The following is a 26,677-nucleotide window of genomic DNA, read 5'->3' as shown; positions in this document are numbered from 1 at the left end:
CCTGAAAATTAGGCTTGAGGGGCTTCTTTTGTAATTGGCTTCATCCATTCAAATCGTTTACAATACGTGTGCATACAACACTGGACGATAGGTTAATGTACATACAAGGAGTGGTGAGGTTGCGGAAGATTTGGCACATCTACTTGACGGACTGGAGAAATGTATTCAAAGTATCGACCGGGACTTTATTAGTTATTGGCATTATTCTTTTGCCCTCCGTCTATGCATGGGTAAATTTGAAAGCGATGTGGGACCCGTACGCGAATACATCGGGTATTAAAATTGCAGTAACGAGCCAGGACCAGGGTGCTGAGGTCAACGGGAAAAAAATCAATATCGGGGACGAGGTTTTGCATAACCTTCACAATAACAAGAAGCTGGGCTGGACGTTTGTGAATGAAGCAGAGGCGCGAAGAGGTGTGCTGAACGGTGATTATTATGCCAGCCTGCTCATCCCCAAGGATTTTTCGAAGAAAATTACGAGCGTGCTTACGGAAAATCCGCAAAAGCCGGAGATTGATTACGCGGTAAACGAAAAAATCAATGCGGTGGCTCCGAAAATTACCTCCTCGGGGGCCACCTCTCTGACGAACCAGATTAGCCAAAACTTTATTGAAACAGCCAGTCAGGCTGTGTTGACGAAGCTAAAGGAAGCCGGGGTGAAGCTGGAAGAGGAGTTGCCTACCATTCGCAACATTGAGAACCGGGTGCTGGAGCTGAACAATCGTCTGCCGGATATCGATAGGTTAGGTAAACAGGCGATTGAACTGGAGCAAAATTTGCCTAAAATCAAGGCGCAGGGGCAAAAGATCATTGCCCTGAAGGAGAAAATTCCTGAAATTAACCGCGCTGGCGAGCTGGTGCTTAAAATTGACAAAAACCTGCCTGAGCTGGATAAGGTAGCAGCGGTTATTCTGGATATCCAAAAAAGGCTGCCGGACATTCAAAAGGCCGGAGACCGGATTGTCGAGCTGGATCAAAACTTTGGCAAGGTGGAAAGCGCGTTGGCCACTGCCTTGGAGGACACACAAACGGCTCTTAAGGTCATTCATGCTGCACAGAAAGCACTGCCGGAAGTGCAGAAGATCGCGGATACAGGCAAGGATTTTACAAGTGGCTTACTTGATTTTCTGAACAAAAACGAGGGTGCACTCGACTCCATTGGAACGCTGGTCAAAGAGGACTTGCAGCTGGTTCAGCAAATTGCGAATGAAGTTTCCGAGATTACAGGCATCATTCGTGGGGTGGATTTTGATCCTAAAGCAGCACAGGCTGCGGTGAATCGGGTTAGCGGAAGACTGGCGACTGCTGTGGGGGTGCTGGATCATATTTCCCAGCTGCTGAACCGTGTGAACGGATATTTGCCGAGTCAGCCTCTGAATTCGCTCATTTCCCGTGTAGGCGGGCTGAAGGATCGTCTTGGCCGCTTGAACAGCACCGTGACAAGCATTGGAGATGCCATACAGCGTGGCGAGAAGCCTGCACAAAATTTGCTGGATGACGCAGACCGCCTGGCCGGAGAGGTTAGCAGCGGAATTGACAGCATTTTGAGCAATTATGATACGGAGTATGCGCCCGCCATTCAAAAGGCGCTGGATCAAATCAAAACCGTTGCGCGCAATTCCGCCAATGTGCTGAATACCGCTCAAGAGCAGCTGCCGAATATGGAAAAGATATTAAATGATGCACAGGCTGCTGCAGAATTCGGTCAGCAAGAGCTGGCTCGTCTCCAGCAGGATTTGCCGCAATATCGTCAGAAGCTGCATGAAGCGGCTATAACGATTCAGGGACGCATGGGCGAGTTCACAACTGCTGTCAACAAAGCGGCAGACTTTGTAAATAACGATTTGCCTGCGGTTAAAGGTAAAATCCATCAGGCAGCGGAATTTGTACGCAATGATTTGCCGAAGGCGGAACAACAGTTTGTCAAAATGGCTGACCTGATTGAAAACAAGTTCCCCGAGGCAGAAAAAGCGGTACATCAAGTCGCTAATTTTGTGAGAACAGATCTTCCAGCTGCCGAGGATTCCATACGTCACGCGGCAGACACGATTCGTAAACTGAGAGGCGAAAATGCACTGGGACGAGCCATTGCGTTGCTCAAGGGGGATGTGAAGAAGGAAAGCGATTTTCTCGGCAGTCCGGTATTGCTGAAGCAGGAGCGAATATACCCGATCCCGAACTATGGCTCTGCGATGTCCCCTTTTTACACGACATTATCGATCTGGGTGGGTGCGATGCTGCTGGTCTCGATGTTCAGGGTAGATGTGGAGGACCCGGAAGGCCAATATAAAAGCTACCAGGTGTATTTCGGACGACTTATGACGTTCTCTACGATTGGTATATTTCAGGCGCTGAGCGTGTCCCTCGGTGATTTGTACCTGCTCGGGGCGTATGTGGATGCCAAAGTAGCATTTGTATTGTCGTCTATGCTGATCAGTCTGGTGTTTACGGCCATGACCTATACATTGGTTTCTGTGTTCGGCAATATCGGCAAGGGTTTGGCGGTTATCCTGCTGGTGCTTCAATTTTCCAGTTCAGGCGGAACATTCCCGATTGCAACGAGCACACCCTTCTTTCAGGCGCTGAATCCGTTCGTCCCATTTACCTATGCGGTTAGTCTGCTACGGGAAACGGTAGGAGGGATGCTGCCTTCAACGGTAACACGAGATGTAGTGATGCTGTTTGTATTTATCGGAGTGTGCTTCCTGTTTGGATTGGTGCTTAAGAAGCCGCTCAGCAAGTATACGAAAAAAATGGCCGAGCGCGCGAAAGAAACGAAATTGATTCCTTGATTGTTGAAAAAAGAGTGAGTTACGGTGGGTGAAGAGGCGCTCCGCGAAAGATTTGATCTTACGATCGCTGTTGCCACGGGATTCTTTGGATTGGATAGGACATGAAAAGGTAAGAATCCCGTGGCAAAGGCGAACGCTCCGCTTCTCCAGATTCAAATCCTCCGCTCCGCTGGCAACCACCGTAAAGTCACTTTCTTTAACATTCGGCGGGTAGTAGGAGGGGAGATGCCTCGCGTTTGCGGCTTCGGCAATGCGTGAGGCTTTTTTTGCATACGCTATCCAAACTAAAAATGCATTTTGGAATGTTTCAAAATGGTTTTTTCTGGTGAATGAAATGGGTATGGTCTTTTTTTATGCAATTTTAGCGGAATTTATAAATCTTAAGCAAAGGCGGGAGGCAGTGTGGAGTATTCATACTTGGGCAAGTCAGGCTTGAAGGTTAGTCGGTTATGTCTGGGCACGATGAATTTCGGACCGGAAACCGAAGAAAAGGAAGCGTTTAAAATCATGGATGCCGCGTTGGATGCGGGCATTAACTTCTTTGATACAGCCAATGTATATGGGCGTGACCGCAAAGGCTGGACAGAGGAAATTATCGGGCGCTGGTTCCAGCAGGGTGGCGGAAGACGTGAGAAGGTTGTGCTGGCGACAAAGGTATACGGGGACATGAAAAATGAAAATGACGGACCAAACGCAGGATCAGGCTTGTCTGCTTACAAAATTCGCCGTCATCTGGATGCTTCTCTGAAACGCTTGCAAACCGATCATATCGAGCTGTATCAAATGCACCACATTGACCGGAACGTCTCATGGGATGAACTGTGGGGTGTGTTCGAATCCGTTGTGGATCGGGGACAAGTGGATTATATCGGCTCCAGTAACTTTGCGGGCTGGCACATCGCTGTAGCGCAGGCCGAAGCGAAGGCAAGACGTTTTCTCGGTCTTGTATCTGAGCAGCATCTGTACAATCTGAATGAACGTTCTGCCGAGCTGGAAGTATTGCCGGCAGCTCAAGCATTGGGACTGGGTGTGATCCCTTGGAGCCCGTTGGCAGGTGGACTGCTGGGACGTAATGCATTGGCAGGTACAGGCTCCCGTAGTGCACGGGCCAAGGAAAAGGTGGAACAGAACCGTGCCAAGCTAGAGCAATTTGCAGCATTGTCCCGCGAGCTGGGCGAGAAGGAGGACGTGATAGCACTGGCTTGGGTGCTGTCCCACCCGGCTGTAACCGCTCCAATTATCGGTCCGCGGACCTTGGAACAGCTGGAAGATGCTTTGCGGGTGCCTGAGGTCAAATTGACTGACGATGTGCTTGCCAGGCTGAACGAGATTTTCCCCGGCCCGGGCAAACCTGCGCCGGAAGCTTACGCTTGGTAATAATTCATATTCAAGGGGCTGTCGCAAAAGTAAGATTTTCTGCGAATGAGACAGTCCTGTTCACTTTAGAAACCGTAAAAAGCCAGCAAAGCAGCGATTCTCTCGTTATTGGAGAATCGCTGCTTTGCGTTTTTGGTCATTGGCGGCTTGCTTTGGAATATTATGGGCAAGGGAAATATCAAGTGCAGACGTTGATCCTACTCCAAGAAAGGTTATCTCAAGTACCCATTTCATGGCTTATGAAGTAAGCCCATGCACGCGAAACAGTAATACGTTAGACCGTGTCTATCTTTTTGGATACCAGTCGTTGATCCGGTTTCTTATAGTGTGCAACATAGCTGTGCAGAACCATACCGAGGATGACGACGAACATACCCACCCATGATAGAAGTGACGGAGTTGGGATGGATAAAAAGATCAGTTCCCCCATTAATGCGAACAGCACTTCCAGAGATTGTGTTGCTTCAACGGTCGCCAGCTTTTGCATATTTCCGCGCACCTGATCCGTTGCTTTAAAAAATAGAACCGTCGCGATCACTCCTGAAAAGACGGCTACCAGAGCAGACTGTATCGTCTGATCCTTACTTGGCATTCCTGCACTGAACACTCCGTATAGTGAAAGCAATAACCAGAAGGGCAAACTGGCTAAAGTCATCCCGAGCACACGTTGATAGGCATCTAACCGTCCTGCACAAACCTCCATCATTTTGCGGTTACCTAATGGATATGCGAAGGAGGCAATGATGACCGGCAGGAAGCCAAACAAAAAATCTTGTGTAGAAATGGATTGTGCCTGCTCGTTTTGCATGAGTAGAATTCCAACTAAAATAATCAGAGACATCATAAGTCCTTGAATGGGGATTTTTCCGCGCACCTTTACTGGCCCGTTCACCGTTTGTACAACCTCTGTAAATAACGGCACAAGCAGAGAACCGGAAATAATGGTAACTTGCCAAGTACCCGCAATCAACCAACCCGGCGAATAAGCCGATGCGAAGCATAATGGAGCATAAAATAAGCCAAATCCGATGAAGCTCCATAACAGCCATGTTCCCGGTCGTTCCTTCATGACGATCCAAAGAGGCTTAAGCTTCTGCCGGCTCATAACAATGACGAGTAAAATAGGAACCATAAACACATACCGCAATGAAGCACTCCAAATCCAGCTCCCGCCAGACAGCTCCATAGACCGATTGAGAACAAATGTAAAAGCAAAAAACAAAGCAGCCAATACACCTAGCCAAATGGATCGCAACACATTCACCTTATTCTTTAAATATTGTTATTACCCATAATAATAATGTTTGATCATTTATTTCAAGACATTCTTCGTCGTTGACAAGGCAAAAGGGATGCTGTATATTACTGAATGCCGACTTTAATAGTAATCATTACGATTTAAAAATGTGACATAACAAACAAATAGCAAAGGGAGCATTCTGTCAATGAATAAAAAAGCAATACCGGTAACTGTGCTGAGCGGATATTTGGGTGCAGGGAAAACGACGATTTTGAATCATGTATTAAACAATCGGGACGGAATGAAAGTGGCGGTGATCGTTAATGACATGAGTGAAGTAAATATAGATGCCGAATTGGTTAAAAAAGAAGGAGGCTTGTCCAGAACTGAAGAAAAACTGGTGGAGCTGTCCAATGGCTGTATATGCTGTACATTGCGTGAGGATTTATTGCTGGAGGTCAAGAAACTGGCCGAACAGGGCGAATTTGATTATATTTTAATTGAATCGACAGGAATTAGTGAGCCTGTGCCCATCGCTCAAACCTTTACGTACACCGATGAAGCAACGGGCATTGATTTATCCTCCTTGGCAAAACTGGATTGCATGGTGACCGTGGTCGATGCAAACCGCTTCTGGCATGATTTTGAATCAGGGGAAACACTGCTGGATCGTAGGCAGGCTACTGGAGAAGACGACATGCGTGATGTCTCAGATCTGCTAATTGACCAGATTGAAACGTGTGATGTACTCATTCTGAATAAATGCGATCTGGTTCAGCCTGCCGAGCTGGACAAGCTGGAGGGTGTGCTGCGCAAATTACAGCCTGAAGCCAAAATCATTCGTACTACTAAGGGACAGGTCGCTCCTTCGGACATTTTGAATACAGGGCTTTTTGATTTTGACAAGGCCAGTCAATCGGCTGGGTGGATTCGAGAGCTGGAGCTGGATAGTCATACCCCGGAAACGGACGAATATGGTATTCACTCCTTTGTGTATCGCCGCAGAAGACCGTTTCATCCTGCCAGACTGGCTGAATTTATGAGCTATTGGCCGCAGGAGGTCGTGCGCGCCAAAGGTTTGGTCTGGATTGCGACACCTCAGGATTGGGCAGCGAGTATTAGCCAGGCAGGCCCATCCATTCAGTTTGGACCGGCGGGAAGCTGGCTTGCCGCGTTGTCGGAAGAAGAACGGCAGGAGATCGTCGCAGCCGACCCAGAAGCTCTGGACAATTGGGACGAGCAATGGGGGGATCGCATGAACGAAATCGTCATGATCGGTATCGGAATGGAGCAATCGGACCTGGAAGAGGAACTGGATCAATGTCTGCTGAACGATACGGAGATGAACATGGATTGGTCTGATTTTGAAAATCCTCTGCCGTGGCCAGACGGGCAATAATGATTCGTCTCTGAATGAAACAGGATGTAAAGATATAGCGAATAGGTATAGTATCATATATATTCATTTTTTTATCTCAGTCTTGTGGTTATAATCGAATTTGAGGATTTTGCAAAATCCTTACTTAAGAAAAAGCTGATAACCATTTAATCTCTGGGAGGTACACTTATGAGTTCAATTGCAAAAACGCCACAGCCCCCTTATTATGCTGCTATCTTTACTTCCGAACGTACTGAAGGAGATGGCGGATACGGAATGATGGGAGACAAAATGGAGAAACTGGCTGCTGAACAACCGGGTTTTCTGGGCATGGAAAGTGTTCGTGACCAAAATGGAGTAGGCATCACAGTTTCCTATTGGGAGTCCCTGGACGCTATAAAACATTGGAAACATAACGAGCTGCACAAGATAGCACAGGAGAAAGGGAAATCCGAGTGGTATAGAACATTTGGTTTAAGAGTGAGCAAGGTAGAACGAGATTATTTTTTTACAGTGTAAAGCATCTGTCATTCTTCGAGTGGGATTGGTCCTTCCATTAAAAAGGAAGTGATTGTCGATGATTTTACAAACGGTTCTATTCATATTCAGTTCATAAATGTGGGTTATCCTCTCTATAGAAACCGTTGTAGGGAGGAAATCAAAGTGGATTATACAGACAGAAAAGAGGCCTTGGCCATTGAAGCAAAGGGACTCGTTAAAGTTTTTGGCGATAAGCGTGCGGTTGACGGTGTCGATCTGAATGTGCGTGCCGGTACGATCTACGGTGTGCTTGGTCCTAATGGAGCAGGCAAGACGACTACCATCCGAATGCTGTCAACGTTATTGCGGCCTGATGGGGGATCAGCGCGCATCTTCGGGCACGATGCAGTAAAGGAGCCACAGGTTGTGCGTCAATTGATCGGTGTGACAGGCCAGTACGCATCGGTCGATGAGTCGCTTAGCGCTACCGAGAATCTGATCATTTTCTCCAGGCTGCTCGGACTGGGACGTGCGGAGGCACGTCATAAGGCAGCGGAGCTGTTGGAGGAATTTGGCTTGACCGAAGCAGCCAAGCGACCGTTAAAGCATTTCTCCGGAGGCATGCGCCGCCGCCTGGATTTGGCCGCAAGTCTCATTGCCAAGCCGCCACTGATCTTCCTGGATGAGCCGACCACGGGACTGGACCCGCGCACACGTACCCAGATGTGGGACACGATCCGGCGTCTGGTGAAGTCAGGTTCCACCGTATTGCTCACGACCCAGTACCTCGACGAGGCAGATCAGCTTGCTGACCGAATAGCGGTGATCGACCATGGCCGGGTAGTCGCCGAGGGTACGGTGGACGAACTGAAAGCGGCAGTGGGGGCGTCGACTCTGCAGCTCAGAGTGCAAAATCAACAGGACATTGAGAGGGCTGCCCAGATCGTTGAACAGGTGCTTTCAGTCAAGGCCAGCGTATTGGTGGAGGCTGGAAAGATCATTTCTCCGATGGCCAATGCTGATCGGGTGACGGATCTGCTGATCGCCCTCCGTGCCGGAGAGATTCATCTGGTAGAGATGAGTGTGCAGAAGCCGACGCTTGACGAGGTGTTTCTGTCCATCACTGGTCATGGGGTAGAAGTAAATGAGCAGCAGTCGGCCCAAGGCGCGCATGTTGTGGAAGGGGTGAGAGCATGAAAAGCACCATTGATATGACATCTTCCGATCGCACATTGAAAAAGTCCGTGAGTTTCAGGCAGGCGTTCGCCAACTCCATGACGATGGCCTACCGGGGGGTTCTGAAGCTCCGGCATACTCCCGAGCAATTGTTTGATGTCACGCTCCAGCCGATTATTTTCACCCTTATGTTTACCTATATCTTTGGCGGCGCCATCTCAGGAGATGTGCAGCATTATTTGCCGGTCATCATTCCAGGTATCCTCGTGCAGACTGTCATTTCGACCTCCGTCGTTACCGGCGTCCAACTGCGTGAGGATATGGACAAGGGAGTGTTCGACAGGTTCAAATCACTCCCGATTGCACGGATTGCGCCTTTGGCCGGGGCTTTGCTGGCCGACAGCATCCGGTATACCATAGCGACTGTACTTACCTTCGCTATGGGGTATATTATGGGGTATCGGCCAGGGGGTGGACTGCTGAATGTCGCTATCGCCGCGCTTCTGGTCATCGTGTGTTCCTGGGCAGTCAGTTGGATTTTCGCCTTCTTTGGCGTGATTGCCCGCACTGTTTCCAGTGTACAGGGCATATCCATGATTGTTCTGTTTCCGCTCACCTTTGTTTCCAACGCATTTGTGCCTGTGGGCACTATGCCTGGCTGGCTGCAGTGGTTTGTGAACGTCAACCCGATTTCACATCTTGTGAATGCGGTCAGGGAGCTGGCGAATACGGGAATGGTTGGCCGGGAACTGGCAATCTCCCTGCTTGGTGCTGCAGTTATTGTGGCGGTCTTCGCGCCGCTTACGGTGCGTGCCTATATGCGTAAAGCATAAATGGAGGTCTTCTTGACGAGGACGAGAGGTTTAAGACAGAGTTAGTTAGGGGGATCGAAATGACGCGTGTATTGGTCGTTGATGATGACCCGCACATTCGTGAACTGGTCGGACACTTTTTGAGACTGGAAGGTCTGGAGGTAGTTGGGGCGGTGGATGGTTTGGACGCTCTGCGCATTTTTGATGAAATCAAGGTCGACATGATGGTTCTTGATATCATGATGCCGGGAATGGATGGTTGGGAGCTGTGCCGTAAGCTGCGCGAGCAGACCGACCTGCCATTGCTTATGCTGACAGCCAAGGGAGAGACGTCACAGATCGTGAAAGGCTTCGCACTTGGAACGGACGACTATCTTGTCAAGCCCTTCGACCCCATGGTACTTGTCGCACGCGTGAAGGCTTTATTAAAACGCTATCGGATCATGGCTTCAAAATCGGTAACTGTCGGAGAGCTTGTCCTGCGCAGCGATACATTTGAGTGCCGGGCTGGGGAGAAGGAGATTACCCTGCCCCGCAAGGAATTTGAGCTGCTCTTCAAGCTGGCCAGCTATCCTGGCAAAACCTTTACCCGCGACCAGTTGATCGAACAGATCTGGGGTTATGATTACGAGGGAGACGAAAGAACGGTTGATGTGCATATCAAGCGCCTTCGGGAACGGTTTCCGGAGGCAGGCCATTCCTTCCGGATCAGCACGATTCGGGGATTGGGTTATCGGCTGGAGGTACAGCAATGAAGCGGGAATCGGGGTTACTCCATATCCTTGCGAGAGTCCTACTGGTAATATTGGCGCTGTATCTTAGCTGGACTGCCGCGTTCTTTATTACGGCGGCGATCTATTCGCGCATGTCATGGGCTCCCCATGACTTGTTCGCCTTTCTTATTAATGCGACGCTTGGCTTTTTCTTCTTCAGTATCATCAGCATGGTTGTCAGGCGCTTCATTCAGCCTAGAGAGCAGCATTTTTTTACCGAAATGATCGACGCTTTAAAACGCATTTCACAAGGGGACTTCCACATTAATCTGGATTGGGACTTCGGCTGGAGAAACGGAAAACCTCGGAGGCCGCATCCTTATGTACAACTGGTGGACGGCATCAATGATATGGTGGCAAATCTAAAGGCTATGGAAGAGCTGCGGGAAGAGTTTGTTTCGAACGTATCCCATGAAATCGGCTCACCGCTGACCTCGATCATCGGATTTGCCAAGGCGCTCAAGGACGAGAATCTGGATCGTGAGCAGCGGGACCGGTATTTGACGATTATCGAGACGGAATGTACACGTCTGTCCAAGCTAAGCGATAATCTCATGAAGCTGGCTGTTCTGGATTCAGAGCGGCATCCGTTTCGTCCGTCCCCTTATCGGCTGGACAAACAACTGATATCGCTTATCTTGGCCTGCGAGCCGCAATGGGAGGCTAAAAAAATCGACATGACTGTGGAGGCGGATAAAGTTGAGGTCCACGCGGACGAGGATCTGATGGGCCAGGCTTGGGTGAATCTCCTTCACAATGCCATTAAATTTACACCAGAGAGCGGAAGCATATCTGTTTCTCTTTCAAGTAACGGTGATCAGGCGATTGTCTGCATTGCCGATACGGGACTGGGCATCGACGAACAGGATCAGCAGCGCATTTTCGAGCGATTTTATAAAACAGACAAGTCACGGGCGCGAACTGTAGGAGGCAGCGGCTTGGGACTTTCCATCGTCCATAAAATAACGGAGATGCATTCCGGCTCGATCTCGGTGTCCAGCAGGGTGGGGGAAGGAACGGCATTTACAGTGTTGCTGCCACTGCACCAGGAAGCAAAGAAAGGCAGCAGCAACTGCTGACCGCACTCCGGTACAGTAATAAATAAAATGTTGATGACTTGATGAAATCATGACAGGTTAAAGGGAGCGCCTTCAAAGCCGTAAACGGCTGATAATACGCTCCCTTTTGGTTCCCATACTTATATTGTTATATTCATATACGTATAAGCTCAGGATTTAGACGAATTTACCGGCTGCATTTCCTGGATAGCTTCCTTCAAGTTGTGTGAGCATAGCTCATACAACTGCTTTCTTTGCTGTTCACTGGAACTCAAGGCCAGCTTTTGCAGCTCGGTTGTACATTGCTGCAGCAGCGTCAGCACGGCTTGATTAGAGTCCTGTACCTTGGACATCTGTACGTTATCGCTGTATTGGTCAATGTACAGCTCCCCTTGCTGGTCCACCTGTGCGAAAAATACGTCTTTGACCGTCAGACTTTTTTCTTTCAGCTTTGCATCCAGCCATTGTTGCGTAATTCCTATGTAGGCCATTTGCTGCTCCATGACTTGTCCATCCATAATAATGGCTGTTGGTTCCTTCTCCGGCAGCTGCAGCATATTGAGGTCCTTAAGGGTCACCGGCTGCTTGTCTTTGGTCAGCAGCACGTTGATCTCACCACTGGTTTCCATAATCGCAAATTCCACGTCAGATACCTTGAATGCATTTTTACCCCGCAGCTGCTCCATGAGCTCATCTAGTGTAAGCCGTTCCTTTCTCATATTATCCTCTAAAATTTTGCCGTCTTTGATCAGAGTAGTGGTCTTTCCATCGGTAAAATCTCTGATTTTCTTGCTTTTAATTTGCAATATTTCAATGACAAATGTTGTCAGGATCCATACTGCCAAGGCTATAAAGCCCAAGTACCAAGTAGCTTCTCGTTCCATAGGAATGGTAGCGGCCAGATTCCCTATCGTGATTCCGGTTATATATTCGAACACGGAAAGCTGGGATACTTGACGTTTTCCGAGAATTTTGGCAATTAAAAATAATACAGCGACAGCCATTAATGTGCGTGTAGCAACCTCGGCCCAATCCTGCATTTGCTCCACCTCATTTCATTTCATATTGCCGCAAGTGCGCTAATATTCCAAGCATATCCGCACCAGGATTAGTTTAAACGCGAGCACTTTAATTTAGATAAACCGTTTAAAGCATATTAAAATTTTCTATCGTTGCATTGTCGATGTCTATTAGCCGAGCGATTGACGGAAAGGGGGGAGCAGGATACATTATAAATATAATTCTTATTTAATTCATCGGGATTATAAACATTAAGCTCACGGAGGTATGTGTATGTCGTCCAAACCTAAAGTTGTTCTGTGGAGTAAAACCGGCTGTCATTTTTGTGGAGAGATCAAATCGTACCTGGAATCCCAAAATCAGCCGTATGAAAATATTCAAGTAGACGGAAATGATGCGCTGCGTGATGTGCTGGAGACCAAATATGGTATTCGTTATGTCCCTGTGGTAGAGGTGGGTGGGGATAACAAATATGAAGCCCTGCTCAACCCGGATCTGGAAGAGTTGGCTAAAGTGCTGGAAAGTTACAATCAAGCGGTATAAGCCGACGGGAAATCATTATTTTCAAGAAAGGTGGAAGAGTTCATGGCTAAGAATAGACAAATTAAATTTGGCGCCATTATTCACGGTGTTGGGGGAAGCATGACGACTTGGCGTCACCCCGAAGTGCCTGCGGACGCGAGTGTTAATTTTGAATTTTATAAAACACAGGCGCAAAAGGCAGAGGAAGGCAAGTTTGATCTTGTATTTATCGCAGATGGTCTGTTTATTAACGAAAAATCCATTCCTCACTTTCTAAACCGTTTTGAACCCATTACGATTTTGTCCGCTTTGGCCGGGGTAACCAAGCATATCGGATTGGTTGGTACACTGTCGACTTCCTATAGCGAGCCGTTTACGGTAGCACGCCAGTTTTCTTCCATTGATCATATCAGTGGCGGTCGTGCAGGCTGGAATGTGGTAACTTCTCCGCTGGAAGGCTCTGCTCTTAATTTTAACAAAGGCGAGCATCCGTCGCATCCGCAGCGCTATAAGATTGCCGATGAATATTTGCAGGTAACCAAAGGGCTGTGGGATTCATGGGAAGAGGATGCGTTCATTCGTGATAAGGAAACCGGCGTATTCTTTGACCCTGAAAAGCTGCATACGCTGAATCATAAAGGTGAGTTCTTCTCTGTGCAGGGTCCATTGAATATTGGGCGTTCCAAGCAGGGACAGCCGGTTATTTTCCAGGCAGGTTCTTCAGAGGATGGTAAAAACCTGGCTGCGAAGGAAGCGGACGCTGTGTTTACGGGACATGAAACATTGGAGGAAGCACAGCAGTTTTATCGTGATGTGAAGGAACGGGCGGTCCGCTATGGCAGATCGGAAGAGGATATCGTCATTTTACCGGGCATTTCACCGATTATTGGCAGTACGACGGAAGAAGCGGAACGGAAGTATGAGGAGATCACCAATCTGGTGACGATTGAGGCCGCGTTAAAATATTTGGGACGTTTCTTCGATCATCATGATTTCTCACAATATCCGCTGGATGAGCCATTCCCTGAGCTTGATGGTATTGGCAGCAATGCGTTCCGCAGCGGTACAGATAAAATCAAACGGACAGCCAAAGAGCAAAATCTGACTCTGCGCGAGGTTGCATTGCGTTCGGCTACACCGAGAACCTCTTTTATCGGGACTGCTGAGCAGGTGGCGGATCGGGTGCAGGAGTGGTTTGAAAGAAAAGGGGCAGACGGATTTATTATCGGCTCTGATGTGCCATCGGGTCTGCATGACTTTGTAAATCTGGTTGTGCCTATTTTGCAGGAACGCGGCATTTACCGTCAGGATTATGAATTTAGCACACTGCGTGAAAACCTGGGCGTGCCGATTCCAGAGAACCGTTACACAGCGGCCAGATCCAAAGTGAAGGTAGACGCATAACAGAAGGAGGTAGAAATATGTCCAAGGTTGTCATCCTGTCAGGCAGTCCGTCTACACAATCCCGTCTATATGGCTTGATTAACTATACGACCGAGCAATTGCAGCAGGCCGGAGCGGAGACCACCTTGCTGAATGTGGCCGACTTGCCAGCCGAGGACTTGGTGAAGGCCAACTTTAACAGTCCCGCTGTTACTGAAGCACTTGCGCTGATTGCAGCAGCAGATGCCATCATCGTGGCTTCTCCCGTGTACAAAGCCGCCTATTCCGGCCTGTTGAAGATATTTTTGGATTTGGTTCCACAGGAGGGACTGAGAGGCAAACCTGTACTTCCTTTATTTATTGGTGGCACGCTGGCTCACCTGCTGGTCATAGACTATGCCTTGAAGCCAGTTCTCAACGCGCTGGGCGGAAGACATATTCTTGGCGGTGTGTATGCGTTGGATCAGTGGGTTGAACGGCTGCCGGATGAAGCATACGGGTTGTCCGAAGAATTGGTTGCACGCTTGGACCGTTCTGTGAAAGAGCTGAATGGGCTATTAAAGTGATAGATATTTTCAATATGTCCATTGACAGGTCGTTCAGTGAGTTTTATGATACAAAAAACCGAGTTAACATATTGGATAAATGTATATAAACTCACTGGGGGACTTGCGTATGAATATCGAGAATATGGAAGCCTTTGTATACGTGAATCACTATGGCAGTTTTAACAAGGCGGCAGAAGCGTTGTTCTTGTCACAGCCCTCTGTCACAGCACGGATTCAGACGCTGGAGCGCGAGCTGGAATGCAAGCTGTTTGACCGCCAAAGCAAGCAAACTGTTCTGACGGAGGATGGACGGAAGTTTCTTCCCTATGCGGAGCAGATGCTACAGGTACTGCAAAAAGGAAAGCAAAAGCTTCAACAGCGCAAGAAGGCTCCTCAGCAAATTCGAATCGGCTGCACGATATCGGTGTCGAACTATATCATTCCTGAGATTTTAAAGCAGCTCCGCGCCCGCTATCCGGAGGTTAACTACAAAATTGTGACGGCTACGACGGATCAACTGGTACAAAAGCTGTTGAACCGTGAGGTAGATATTAGTTTTGTCCGTAAAGTGATGCACCCGGCCATTCGCACGCTGGCTTTTTATGAAGATCCTATTTCTCTGTATGTATACGAGGGTCATCCGTTTATGAAGACAGGCAAGGCCAGCATTCAGGATATCCAACATGAAACACTGGTGTTTTTTGAATGCGGATCATTGGATTGGATGAGAATTCATCGGGCTTTTGAATCACTGGAGCAGCCGCCGGATATTGCGTTTCAGGTAGATAATGTGGTTACGGCCAAAAAGCTGGTATTGGAAGAAGCGGGCATTGCCTTTTTGCCGGATGTCTGTGTAAGTCGTGAAGTGAAGGATAAGAAATTGTTCCGCATTCATGTGCCTGAGGTGGCTAGTGTATCTATGCAGATTAGCATTGTGGCAACCAAAGAAGACTGTGCAGTGACATCGGATTTTGCAGATGCGTTGACAGATGGCTTCCGCGAGGCTGTTTTGCTATAGAAAAGTTCTATTACCTGGTGGATTGACGTATATGATTCCAGGTGTTAAATTAGTCACATCTAAAAACCGATTAAACTTATAGGAATTATTAAATACTAAATATTGTAGCTAGCATGTATGTCGCAAACTGCTGATATACCAAGAGACGAGGGGGATTCATATGAAGAAGTGGTTTGCATTATTGTCTGTTGTGGCGATGATTCTGGTGATAGCAGGCTGCGGTTCCTCAGATAACGCGTCTGGCGCGTCGGGTTCAGATGGAGACGTGAAGAAAATTATCGTAGGCACGGGTACTCAATTCAAAAATGTATGCTTTATTGACGAAAACGGAAATCTAACAGGCTTTGATGTGGAACTGATCAAGGAACTGGACAAGCGCCTGCCTCAATACGAATTTGAATTCAAAACAATGGACTTCGGCAATCTGCTGCTGAGTCTGGATGCCGGTAAAATCGACATGGTATCTCATCAAATGGAAAAGAACCCGGAGCGCGAAGCCAAATATCTGTTCAACAAAAATCCGTATAGTATTTTCCTGAACAGAGTTGCCGTAGCAAAGGATAACAATACGGTCCATTCGATTGATGATTTGAAAGGGAAAAAGGTACTTACCAGCCCAACCAGTAATGCAGCCTATGTGTTAAAGGAGTACAACAAAACTCACGGGAACGCCTTGAACATTGTGTATACGAGCGGTGCAGCCAATGATACGGTGCAGCAAATTACGAGCGGCCGTATAGATGCTACTATTACGACAGATTTTGCGAACCGTTTTAACACGGATGAAAAAGGAGAAGTAGCTCTGAAAACCGTCGGTGATCCTCTGACTCAATCGGATGTATTGTATGTACTGAACAAAAATGAGCAGGGTCTGGCGGACGATCTGGACAAAGCGATTCAGGAAGTCAAGGACGACGGCACGCTGTCAAAGCTGAGCGTGAAGTGGCTCGGAGAGGACTTTACCAAGTCTCTGGAAGATGTGAAAAAGGAAGGCAGCAGCAAGAAATAAGGATAGGTTTGAATGTTCAGCGGTCAGGGTACTCCGTGTATTCTGACCGCTGATGTATAGGAAGGAGGCAGGTGTATGAGCAGAGAGTTCAACATTGACTATGTTTTTAGCTTTATTCCGAAAATGCTGTCTTATTTGCACATCACGTTGTTTATAGTGGCAAGCTCGCTCGTATTGGGGCTGATGATCGGTCTGTTGGTTGCGCTGCCTCGCATGTATAACATTCCTTTTCTCAAACGTGTTTCTCAGGTGTATGTTTCCTTTTTTCGTGGAACGCCTATTTTAATCCAGCTGTTTCTGGTGTATTACGGCTTGCCGGAGCTGCTGAAGCTGGTTGATATCAACTCCTCCAGATGGGATGTGCTGTGGTTTGCCATAGCGACCTACGCGCTCAACAGCGGGGCATTTATTTCGGAGATTATCCGGTCAGGTGTGGAAGCCGTAGACCGTGGACAGATCGAGGCAGCACAGTCGGTCGGCATGACCGGATATCAGACCTTTACACGCATTATATTGCCGCAAGCGCTGGCTGTTGTGGTTCCGGTATTTTCCAATTTGGTGATTGGCAATCTGAAGGATACTTCGCTGGCGTTTACCATCGGAGCGATGGAGATGACAGGGAAATCACAGACATTAGGCTCGGCTACCCAGCATTTTGTTGAAACCTATATTGCACTGTCTCTGATTTATCTGGTGATCAGCCTGATTTTACAAAAATTGTTCAAGGTGCTGGAAAATGTGCTTCTCCGACATGAACATCGGGATACCGCCCGGAAAGAGCCTGAACAACGAAAAGGCTTTGTGGTACGGCACCTGAGAAGTCCACGTCTCAGCAAAGGGGGCAAAGGCATATGAGTCTGGACTTTGGATTTATGTATACCGCTTTTTTGGGGCTGTTCTCCGCGCTGCCCAACACGTTAATCATTACGGTGGTTTCCGTACTGGCAGGGCTGGTCATCGGAATTATAACGGCGCTGGCCCGAATTTATAAGGTGCCTGTGTTGTCCCAGATTTCGCACGGTTATGTGACCTTTATCCGGGGTACACCGATGCTGATGCATTTGCTGCTTATTTATTTCAGCTTGCCTTTGTTGATTGATGCGGGAGCGAAGCATTTTGGCTGGTCGTTTCATTCCAAAGACGTTCCCTATATGGTATTTGCACTCATTTCATTTTCCATTACCAGTGGCGCGTATATGTCTGAGGTCGTCCGTTCCGGTATTCAATCGGTGAACCGGGGGCAGATCGAGGCAGCCTATGCGGTCGGCATGACGACGTGGCAAGTGCTGAGACGAATCGTATTTCCGCAGGCGTTCGTGGTGAGCTTGCCGAACCTGACGAATTCTGTGATTGGGATGCTTCATGGCTCCACCTTGGCCTTCACGGTTTCGGTGACAGAAATCCAGGCACAGGCTGAAATTCTGGCATCTACGAACTGGAAATATTTAGAGGTATATATTGCGGCCGCTCTGCTCTTCTGGGGGTTGACGGTGCTGATTGAGCGAATATCCGGGTTGGTAGAGAAAAAAATCAATGTGTTTCATGGAGGTAGAGCATCATGATCCGTCTGCAAAATATAACGAAATCGTTCGGCAAGCATGAGGTGCTCAAAGGCATTGATTTGACCGTGAACAAAGGCGAGGTCGTCGTTATTCTGGGCCCGAGCGGTTCTGGCAAAACGACCTTGCTGCGCTGCATCAATTACCTGGAAAAGCCGAATGACGGGGAAGTCAGCATCGGTGATTTTACGGTAAGCTGCAAGCGGCCTGCGAAAAAGGATGTTCTGGCTTTACGGCAAAAGACGGCCATGGTCTTTCAGCAATACAATTTGTTCAAGCATAAAACGGCGCTGGAAAACGTCATGGAGGGACTTGTCGTCGTCCGTAAGGTGAAGCCGGAGGAAGCGAAAAAAATCAGCATTGAAGTGCTGGAAAAGGTCGGTCTGGGCGAGAAGCTGCATCATTATCCGAGCCAGCTATCCGGTGGACAGCAGCAGCGTGTCGGCATTGCGCGTGCTTTGGCGCTGAACCCGGAAGTGATTTTGTTCGATGAACCGACCTCGGCGCTGGACCCTGAACTGGTGGGCGAGGTGCTGTCGGTGATTCGCAAGATCGCGAAGGAAGGCATTACGATGATTGTCGTTACGCATGAAATGGGCTTTGCGCGAGATGTTTCCAATCATGTGGTATTCATGGATGGCGGTCATGTCATCGAGGAAGGCACACCGGACGATATTTTTAACCACCCCAAAGAAGAACGGACCAAGCAATTCCTGAAACGGATTACACCAGAATATAATTACTCAATATAGACGGGAGAGGGAGACATGAGTATTAAAATCGGAGTGTTGGATCAAAGCCCTATAGGCGAGGGAGAAACAGCAGCACAGGCGCTTCGCAACACGATTAAACTGGCACAGCGTGTAGAGGAATTGGGGTTTTCACGCTTTTGGGTATCAGAGCATCATGATTCCGAGCAGGTCGCGGGCTCTTCGCCAGAGGTACTCATTTCCCATTTGCTGGCACGTACCGAGCATATTAAAATCGGCTCTGGCGGGGTGATGCTTCAGCATTACAGCCCGTATAAAGTGGCCGAAAACTTCAATGTGCTGGCATCTCTTGCGCCGGGTCGCGTAGATTTGGGCATTGGGCGTGCACCGGGTGGATTACCAAAGTCCACACAGGCATTGCAGCGCAACGTGCATGATGCGCCTTCTCTGGAAGAAAAAATTGATGAAGTAAGTCGTTACATTCATAATATCCCGTCTGAAGAAGGGCCGCTAGCCGGACTACAGGCGAATCCGATTCCGGAAACACCGGCGGAAATTTACGTTTTGGGTACAAGCACAGACAGTGCTGGCATTGCCGCACGTTTGGGGTTGCCTTATGTTTTCTCGCAATTTATCAATAGCAGTGAGCAGGTGGCATTGGATGCATTCCGCACGTATCGGGAGTCATTCGATTATAGCTTTGGACGTGAACCGAAGGTTCTTTTTGCACTGTCCGTTATTGTAGCTGACACCTCCGAGGAGGCCGCGGCCTTGGCAGGCGAGCATAAGCTGTACAAGATTCTTCTGGCCAGTGGAAAAACGGCGACGGTGGGAACGCTGGAAAGTGCAGAGGAATTCGGCAAGCAATCGGGTGAAGAGTATACGATTGAAGTTACGGAAGCGCAAATTAACAAAGGCAATAAAGACGAAATTTATGCTTTGTTGACGGAAATTCAAGCAAAATATCAGGCTGACGAGCTGATCGTAACGACGGGAATACGGGATATTGAAAAGCGCGTGCGCTCATTCGAGCTGCTGCATGAAGCCTTTGCCGGATCGCTTGTACAATCCTAGCTGCTATCGGCTTGAAAAGGCTGACACTATTCTGGATTCACGAAGGAGGAATGGGAATGAGCGAATCAATCGGGACCAAGGAGCAGGTTTTGGAGCAGAAGCTGGTGGACATTCGTCGCCATCTTCATCAAAATCCCGAGCTGTCGAATGAGGAAGTTGAAACGACCGCTTATATCCGCCGTCTGCTGGAAGAACAGAACATAGCCATTCTGGATGTGCCACTGCGCACCGGACTGGTGGCAGAAATCGGCGGGCAGCAGGAGGGGCCGCTTGTGGCGCTTCGAGCGGACATTGATGCGCTGCCGATTCAGGAGGAGACGGGATTGGCCTATGCCTCGGTGCATCCGGGCAAAATGCATGCCTGTGGGCATGATTTTCATACAGCTTCCCTCTTCGGGGCTGCTGTATTGTTAAAACAGCGGGAGCAGGAGCTGAAAGGTACGGTTCGGCTGGTGTTTCAGCCAGCCGAGGAAAAAGCCAAGGGCGCAGCCCAAGTGCTGGACAGCGGTGCATTGGCAGGCGTGCAGGCCATATTCGGCCTGCATAATAAGCCGGACTTGCCAGTAGGCACAGTCGGGATCAAGGAAGGTCCGCTAATGGCAGCGGCGGACGGCTTTTACATTGAGGTGGAGGGGCTGAGCACGCATGCAGCCGTTCCACATGCAGGGATTGATCCGATTGTGGTTTCATCACACATCATTACCGCCCTGCAATCGATTGTGAGCCGCAGCGTCAACCCGCTGGACAGCGCAGTGATTAGTGTTACGAAGCTGCACAGTGGCAACGCCTGGAACATCATCCCGGACCGTGCCTATCTGGACGGCACCATCCGGACATTTGACGAAAACGTGCGGGCCCAGGTGGCTGAACGCTTCGAGCAGGTCGTCAAAGGTGTTGCCGATGCTTTTTCCACGAAAGCGACCATCCGCTGGATCGAAGGTCCGCCGCCTGTGCTGAATGACGGGCCGCTGGCTGTCATTGCGGAGCAGGCAGCTCGCGCCGCTGGTCTGGAGGTCGTTCGCCCCGTGCCATCCTCGGCTAGCGAGGATTTTGGGCTTTATCAGAAGAGCATCCCCGGTGTGTTCGTTTTTGTTGGCACTTCAGGCAGCCAGGAATGGCATCATCCGGCTTTTGACCTGGACGAACGCGCACTGCCGGGAACGGCGAAGCTGCTGGCATCACTGGCAGAATCGGCATTGGTATCCATAGAGTAGGGAGGAGAGTCTGCTCCTTTGATATTTGTCCCCTCTTTGCAAAGAGGGGGTTTTTTAATTGACGATTTTTTATTCCAGTGATACTATAAAATTGTTATTTTATTCAAATTGAGAGTGGGTGAAATAGTATACGAAAATAATAGGGTTGTTATTCCCAAGTATGATTATCAAAAAATTACAGGTGATGGAGGTTGAAGAAATGCCGAAGAAAAAAGGAATGATGATGGCTTCTTTTTCATTGATAGTGGCAGCTTCTTTACTGGTTGGCGGGGCTAATATAGGTTCAGCGGCCCCTGATTTGGAAAGCGCTTCCGATATTGAGTCCACGAGCATTAGCTTGGCCGCTGCCGATATACCTGCAAAATTTAAGCCATCGGTAGAATGGGTTTGGAAGAATAGAATGGTTAAGGAAGGCTCAACCAACCGTAAAAACTTGATTTTTGATCAGATTTATGCGGGAAAAGGGACGTTAAATTATGTTGTCCGCTGGCAATCTCCCAAAAATATCACTCTTCAGCAGCGCAAAGATATGGCTTCCATGCTGAGCCGTCAAGTCAATAACTGGAACAAGCAGCTGAAAGGGTATGATGGCTGGCCTTATAACAATATTACTGTCAAAATCGTAGGCTGGGCTGTTGCGAATCCGTCACAAATCCTTAACAAACAATCTAATGAAATCGTTTACACGGATACCATTATAGATGATTTAAGCAAATCAAATCCAAGCATTCCTGCCAAGCTCCCGGTTGCACCTGATGCACTGTCCCGATTTGAACATTTTAATGATCCCAACTATGCTTATCCCGGCGGATTGGACAAGCGGTTTGATATGTATCTGTGGGGAACAGCTAACTTCGGTGGTGGGGCCGGTGGTGACTGGGGACAACGCATGTCTGATGATTACATCCTGAGCACCCTGAACGCTGATGAAGTCCATATCACAGAGCATGAAATGGGTCATGGATTTGGCCTGCCTGATTTCTATGAAGAAAATGACCGTCCACCTGGCGGGTTCCCGACACCCACAATTATGTGGGCAGGAAATTCTTCCAAGATAACAGAATGGGATACCTGGATGTTGCGCTATACCTGGAGCCAAGTCAAGAAGGATACTTCTCGTTTTCCTAACCGATAAAAGATTCTTGGAATAGCGCAGAAAAGCTGATCAACAGGACCGTTTCTTCCAAAATCAAATTCTGTGATGAATTGATTTTAGTGAAGGAGCGGTTTTTCATTTTTTACAAAATACCTGTTTTTTGCATAAGAAGCGACGATATCGTTCCAATATACGATCAAAATACCTAATTTAAATCATTAAGGAAAATATTGACGATGCAATATTCCAGTGATAATATAGTTTGTGATTATTTACAAAAAACGACAAGGAGGATTGATAGATTATTGTTGATCTTATAGATCAATACATAAATACGCAAAAGAGGTGATGTGATAGAGTTAAACGTTTAGGCAATCTATCGTTATTCATACCAATAGATATGGAGGCCAATGCATGTTGAACAAAAAAGGAATGATGATGGCTTCTTTTTCAGTTGTGATCGCCAGTTCATTACTGATGGGAAATGCTACGATGCTATCTGCGGCTTCTGCAGAAAACAGGAGTGCGGTGACTGCTGCAACAGGTGATTCGACACTGGCTGATATGCCAGCTTATCTCAAATCATCGGTGGAGTGGGTTTGGAAGAATAGAATGCTGACCGAAGGCTCGACGGCTCGCAACAACACGATTTTTGATCAAATTGATGCGGGAAAAGGGACTCTTAATTATGTTGTACGCTGGCAATCTTCCAAGCCGGTTACGCTGCAACAGCGCCAGGATATTGCTAGAATGCTAGGTCGTCAGATGAACCATTGGACAGAGCATCTCCAGGGATATGATGGCTGGCCCTACAAGGAGATTAAAGTAAAAGTGGTAGGCTGGGCTGTTGCTGATCCTTCATTGCTATTGGACAAGCAGCCGGATGAGGTCGTATATACGGAAACGACTAGAGATGAGTTAGCTTCCGAAAAACCGGAAATTCCCGCTGTACTCCCGGTTGCGCCTGCAGCCTTGTCCAGATATGAGCACTATTGGGACCCGCACTATTCGTATCCAGGTGGATATGATAAACGCTTTGATATGTATTTGTGGGTAACTGAAAATTTTGTAGGAGGTACCGGTCAGGATTGGGGCCAACGTGTGAATGATGATTATCTTTTTAGCACCTTGAACTCGGATGAGATCCAGATCACGGAACATGAAATTGGACATGGCTTTGGCTTAACTGATTTTTATGAAGAACACGAGCGTCCACCAGGCGGCTTCCCAACCAACACCATTATGTGGGCTGGTGATTCCGACCATATCACGGACTGGGATATCTGGATGCTGCGTTATACCTGGAGCCAGCTCAAAAAAGATACTTCCCGTTTTCCAAATACGCCTAGAGATCATGAGGGGCCGATTGATACATCACCTGATGAAAACGTAAACATTGGGCGAGCTGCCAAAGCCAGCACTTCCTATACTTCGCCTTGGGAAAATGTGAGCGCACTCAATGACGGCTTTGATCCTACCAGCTCCAATGACAGAAGTCATGCCGTGTACGGAAACTGGCCTGAAACAGGAACACAATGGGTTCAATATGATTTTGATCAAGAGCATACGGTATCCCAAACCGATGTATATTGGTTCAAAGACGGGGGTGGCATTGATGTTCCCAAGTCTTACAAGATCAAGTACTGGAACGGTCGAGGCTGGTCCAATGTCAAGCAGGCCAAAGGATTGGGCACTGCGGCAGATCAATATAATACGACCACTTTTACGCCTGTAAAAACAACGAAATTAAGAATTGAAATGGTATCCCAAGGTTCGGCATCCACAGGGATTTTAGAGTGGAAAGTCGCGGCTAATTAATTAAGTAATATTTTGAAATGATATGGAGGGAAACGAATGTTGAAGAAAAAAGGAATGATGGCGGCTTCATTTTCTGTGGTGATTGCTAGCTCCTTACTGATGGGAAACACTAGCTTTGTATCTGCGGATGCGCAGATGAATGAGAGTGCCGTGGTTGCGGCAACGGGTGATTCGACATTGGCTGATATGCCAGCTTATCTCAAATCATCGGTGGAGTGGGTTTGGAAGAATAGAATGCTGACCGAAGGCTCGACTAACCGTAAAAATTTGATTTTTGATCAAATTTTTGCGGGAAAAGGAACGCTAAACTATGTAGTGCGTTGGCAATCTTCCAAGCCTGTTACACTGAAGCAACGCCAGGATATTGCTAGAATGCTAGATCGTCAGATGAACCATTGGACAGAGCATCTCCAGGGATATGATGGCTGGCCCTATAAGAATATTAAAGTAAAAGTGGTAGGCTGGGCTGTTGCCAATCCTTCACTGCTGCTGGACAAGCAGTCTGACGAGGTCATTTATACGGATACCATTACAGATGTGTTAGCTTCCGAACAACCGGGAATTCCTGCTGCACTTCCGGTTGCGCCTAATGAAATATCTCGGTTTGAGCATTTTTCGGACCCGAACTATTCGTATCCGGGTGGATTGGATAAACGTTTTGATATGTACCTTTGGGCTACAGAAAATTTCGGTGGGGGAGCCGGCGGTGACTGGGGACAACGTATGAATGATGAATACGTTCTGAACACGGTGAACGCTGATGAGATTGAGATTACCGAACATGAAATTGGACATGGCTTTGGATTAAACGATTTTTATGAAGAACACGAGCGTCCACCAGGTGGCTTCCCAACGAACACCATTATGTGGGCCGGCAATTCCGATCATATCACGGACTGGGATATCTGGATGCTGCGTTATACCTGGAGTCAGCTCAAAAAAGATACTTCCCGTTTCCCAAGCGCGAATAACGGCGGCGAGGGTCCCATCGATACATCACCTGATGAAAACGTGAACATTGCGCGAGCTGCCAAAGCCAGCACTTCCTATACTTCGCCTTGGGAAAATGTGAGCGCACTCAATGATGGCTTTGATCCCACCAGCTCCAATGACAGAAGTCACGCCGTGTACGGAAACTGGCCTGAAACGGGAACCCAGTGGGTCCAATATGATTTTGATCAAGAGCATACGGTATCCCAAACCGATGTATATTGGTTCAAAGACGGGGGTGGCATTGATGTTCCCAAGTCTTACAAAATTAAGTACTGGAACGGTCGAGGCTGGTCCAATGTCAAGCAGGCCAAAGGATTGGGAACTGCGGCAGATCAATATAATACGACCACTTTTACGCCTGTAAAAACAACGAAATTAAGAATTGAAATGGTATCCCAAGGCTCGGCATCCACAGGGATTTTAGAGTGGAAAGTCGCAGCGAACAAACTTTAAGCATCACATTATTATTTCAAAGGGTTGTCTCTTGCAATATGCAGCAGACAACCTTTTTTAATTCATAGCTGAACAGTTGGAGTCTGATGATATCAGGCTTTTTTTGTATCTTGATATATGTGGCCAGCATCGTTCATATTTGTATGCATGGATTATTGAGAATGAACGTGTGTACGATAATATGTATAATGAACGTTAGACATGAAAGAAAAGAGGACAGAGAGCGATGAGTCACGACGTGGATGCTCCTTATGATGTACATGTAGCATATGGACCGGTGTTTGAGCTGCTCAGCAGCCTGCACACCTTTATTTGCCGCAAGGCTTACAAGAAGACTGATTTATCTTCTGCATGGGCGGAGCAGGTGCGAGGAACGCTGTCTCCAGGCTTGACCGGATTGCTGGAGCCCATGGAAATCAATGCAGATTGGAAGGTCATTTATGGACTTGTCTGCATGCTTACAGATCAAGGGGATATTGCTGAGGTTGTAGATCGTTTGGAGAGCCGGACTGCACAGGAATTGAATGATCAGGCATCAGCCTATGGTATCCCGCTGCCTGACGATATGGAGAGGCTTCGCAGGCTTGCTTTGCGGCTGCTATCCGGCTGGTATGAGGAGTATTTTCGCCATGTGGATACGAAGATTTTAAGCGGGCTGGAGCAGGAAGCCGAACGGAGAAATAAGGAGAAGGATGTATATAGCTCTATGGAATGGGTGGATCGTACAACCAGTGGCTTTCGGTTTGAGCCTTCCGAGGGACTAACGCGGGTGTTGCTGGTGCCACAATACCATTTTCAACCTATTAATATCATTTACCGGTTTGGATCGCTCCTGCTGTGTCACTATTCGGCGGGGATTTATGTTCAAGAGGAAGACTTTTTGTCCCCACAGGAATACCGTATGATTCGAAGCCTGGGGGAGAAGAGCAGGCTTAAGATTCTAAAATATTTGTACCAAAGCCAGTCTCCACGAACCTTTATTGAAATTGTCCGTCATCTCAAGCTGTCCAAGGGAATCACGCATGACCATATATTCAAGCTCCGTGCCGCTGGCTTCATCCATGCTCATTTTGATGGCGAAACATTGCTCGGTTACAGTGCGAGGCTTTCGGCCGTGGATGAAATGCACGGGAGTATCCTGGGCTACATGGAGCGAAAATAGGCTGCCCAC

General features: G+C 48.0%; 24 protein-coding genes. 22 read left to right on the top strand and 2 right to left on the bottom strand.

Translation table 11 applies throughout. From position 1 onward, the window contains the following. Positions 1–119 precede the first annotated feature (119 nt). Positions 120–2,795: a YhgE/Pip domain-containing protein gene (locus B4V02_RS14490; RefSeq protein ID WP_094155355.1), complete on the top strand. Its 2,676-nt coding sequence runs from the start codon at positions 120–122 to the stop codon at positions 2,793–2,795. 402 nt (positions 2,796–3,197) lie between these two features. Next, on the top strand, positions 3,198–4,172 hold the full coding sequence (locus B4V02_RS14480; protein WP_094155353.1) for an aldo/keto reductase: 975 nt from the start codon (positions 3,198–3,200) through the stop codon (positions 4,170–4,172). A gap of 274 nt (positions 4,173–4,446) precedes the next feature. On the opposite strand, the gene B4V02_RS14470 is transcribed toward B4V02_RS14480, so the two are convergent. Continuing rightward, positions 4,447–5,427: a DMT family transporter gene (locus tag B4V02_RS14470; protein WP_094155351.1), complete on the bottom strand. Its 981-nt coding sequence runs from the start codon at positions 5,425–5,427 to the stop codon at positions 4,447–4,449. 190 nt (positions 5,428–5,617) lie between these two features. On the opposite strand from B4V02_RS14470, the gene B4V02_RS14465 reads away from it, so the two are divergent. The 6 genes from B4V02_RS14465 (at position 5,618) to B4V02_RS14440 (ending at position 11,110) form a co-directional block, all read left to right on the top strand. Beyond that, complete coding sequence (locus B4V02_RS14465) at positions 5,618–6,811, top strand: GTP-binding protein (RefSeq protein WP_094155350.1); 1,194 nt, start codon at positions 5,618–5,620, stop codon at positions 6,809–6,811. Between the two features lie 168 nt (positions 6,812–6,979). Further along, positions 6,980–7,309 (top strand): antibiotic biosynthesis monooxygenase family protein, encoded by a 330-nt coding sequence (locus B4V02_RS14460; RefSeq protein ID WP_094155349.1) that lies wholly within the window; start codon positions 6,980–6,982, stop codon positions 7,307–7,309. Positions 7,310–7,447: 138 nt separating this feature from the next. Next, the gene (locus B4V02_RS14455) at positions 7,448–8,467 is read left to right on the top strand and encodes an ATP-binding cassette domain-containing protein (protein ID WP_094157013.1); all 1,020 of its coding nucleotides are present in this window, start codon (positions 7,448–7,450) and stop codon (positions 8,465–8,467) included. Beyond that, a complete protein-coding gene (locus tag B4V02_RS14450) occupies positions 8,464–9,279 on the top strand; it encodes an ABC transporter permease (RefSeq protein ID WP_094155348.1) in 816 nt (271 codons plus the stop codon). The genes B4V02_RS14455 and B4V02_RS14450 overlap by 4 nt, the downstream gene beginning before the upstream one ends. Positions 9,280–9,338: 59 nt before the next feature. Further along, a complete protein-coding gene (locus tag B4V02_RS14445) occupies positions 9,339–10,013 on the top strand; it encodes a response regulator transcription factor (RefSeq protein WP_094155347.1) in 675 nt (224 codons plus the stop codon). Further along, positions 10,010–11,110 (top strand): sensor histidine kinase, encoded by a 1,101-nt coding sequence (locus B4V02_RS14440; protein WP_094155346.1) that lies wholly within the window; start codon positions 10,010–10,012, stop codon positions 11,108–11,110. Before B4V02_RS14445 ends, B4V02_RS14440 begins: the two co-directional genes overlap by 4 nt. A 149-nt stretch (positions 11,111–11,259) precedes the next feature. Here B4V02_RS14440 and B4V02_RS14435 read toward each other — a convergent pair whose 3' ends face one another. Further along, positions 11,260–12,129 (bottom strand): DUF421 domain-containing protein, encoded by an 870-nt coding sequence (locus B4V02_RS14435; protein ID WP_094155345.1) that lies wholly within the window; start codon positions 12,127–12,129, stop codon positions 11,260–11,262. Between the two features lie 253 nt (positions 12,130–12,382). Between B4V02_RS14435 and B4V02_RS14430 the strand changes: the two genes are divergently transcribed. The 14 genes from B4V02_RS14430 to B4V02_RS14365 all read left to right on the top strand — a co-directional run bounded on the left by B4V02_RS14430 (position 12,383) and on the right by B4V02_RS14365 (position 26,668). After that, positions 12,383–12,652 (top strand): glutaredoxin family protein, encoded by a 270-nt coding sequence (locus B4V02_RS14430; RefSeq protein WP_007430202.1) that lies wholly within the window; start codon positions 12,383–12,385, stop codon positions 12,650–12,652. A 42-nt stretch (positions 12,653–12,694) separates the two neighbouring features. Continuing rightward, complete coding sequence (locus B4V02_RS14425; RefSeq protein ID WP_007430203.1) at positions 12,695–14,035, top strand: LLM class flavin-dependent oxidoreductase; 1,341 nt, start codon at positions 12,695–12,697, stop codon at positions 14,033–14,035. 17 nt (positions 14,036–14,052) lie between these two features. Continuing rightward, positions 14,053–14,580, top strand: a complete 528-nt coding sequence (ssuE, locus tag B4V02_RS14420) for an NADPH-dependent FMN reductase (RefSeq protein ID WP_094155344.1) — start codon at positions 14,053–14,055, stop codon at positions 14,578–14,580. Positions 14,581–14,689: 109 nt separating this feature from the next. Then, complete coding sequence (locus tag B4V02_RS14415; RefSeq protein ID WP_094155343.1) at positions 14,690–15,580, top strand: LysR family transcriptional regulator; 891 nt, start codon at positions 14,690–14,692, stop codon at positions 15,578–15,580. Between the two features lie 160 nt (positions 15,581–15,740). Next, positions 15,741–16,589, top strand: coding sequence for a transporter substrate-binding domain-containing protein (locus B4V02_RS14410; RefSeq protein WP_094155342.1), 849 nt, complete (start codon positions 15,741–15,743; stop codon positions 16,587–16,589). A gap of 75 nt (positions 16,590–16,664) precedes the next feature. Beyond that, positions 16,665–17,444, top strand: a complete 780-nt coding sequence (locus B4V02_RS14405) for an amino acid ABC transporter permease (protein WP_094155341.1) — start codon at positions 16,665–16,667, stop codon at positions 17,442–17,444. Continuing rightward, positions 17,441–18,151 (top strand): amino acid ABC transporter permease, encoded by a 711-nt coding sequence (locus B4V02_RS14400; protein ID WP_007430208.1) that lies wholly within the window; start codon positions 17,441–17,443, stop codon positions 18,149–18,151. The genes B4V02_RS14405 and B4V02_RS14400 overlap by 4 nt, the downstream gene beginning before the upstream one ends. Next, positions 18,148–18,900 carry an amino acid ABC transporter ATP-binding protein gene (locus tag B4V02_RS14395; RefSeq protein WP_094155340.1) on the top strand — a complete coding sequence of 251 codons (753 nt, stop codon included), beginning with the start codon at positions 18,148–18,150 and terminating at the stop codon, positions 18,898–18,900. Before B4V02_RS14400 ends, B4V02_RS14395 begins: the two co-directional genes overlap by 4 nt. Before the next feature lie 15 nt (positions 18,901–18,915). Further along, entirely contained in the window at positions 18,916–19,932 is a 1,017-nt protein-coding gene (locus B4V02_RS14390) for an LLM class flavin-dependent oxidoreductase (protein ID WP_094155339.1), read from the top strand. Between the two features lie 56 nt (positions 19,933–19,988). Next, positions 19,989–21,146, top strand: a complete 1,158-nt coding sequence (locus B4V02_RS14385) for an amidohydrolase (protein ID WP_094155338.1) — start codon at positions 19,989–19,991, stop codon at positions 21,144–21,146. A 199-nt stretch (positions 21,147–21,345) separates the two neighbouring features. Further along, positions 21,346–22,281 carry a dockerin gene (locus B4V02_RS14380; protein ID WP_094155337.1) on the top strand — a complete coding sequence of 312 codons (936 nt, stop codon included), beginning with the start codon at positions 21,346–21,348 and terminating at the stop codon, positions 22,279–22,281. Positions 22,282–22,656: 375 nt separating this feature from the next. Then, positions 22,657–24,060, top strand: coding sequence for a discoidin domain-containing protein (locus B4V02_RS14375; RefSeq protein ID WP_094155336.1), 1,404 nt, complete (start codon positions 22,657–22,659; stop codon positions 24,058–24,060). Between the two features lie 36 nt (positions 24,061–24,096). Beyond that, positions 24,097–25,506, top strand: coding sequence for a discoidin domain-containing protein (locus B4V02_RS14370; RefSeq protein WP_094155335.1), 1,410 nt, complete (start codon positions 24,097–24,099; stop codon positions 25,504–25,506). A 226-nt stretch (positions 25,507–25,732) separates the two neighbouring features. Then, a complete protein-coding gene (locus B4V02_RS14365; protein ID WP_007430215.1) occupies positions 25,733–26,668 on the top strand; it encodes an ArsR family transcriptional regulator in 936 nt (311 codons plus the stop codon). The last annotated feature ends 9 nt before the right edge of the window (positions 26,669–26,677 follow it).

This window comes from Paenibacillus kribbensis (assembly GCF_002240415.1).
In the GTDB taxonomy this organism is placed as follows: Bacteria; Bacillota; Bacilli; order Paenibacillales; family Paenibacillaceae; genus Paenibacillus; species Paenibacillus kribbensis.
The sequence above is the reverse complement of the archived record's forward strand: the minus strand, read 5'-3'. Positions and strand labels throughout refer to the sequence as shown.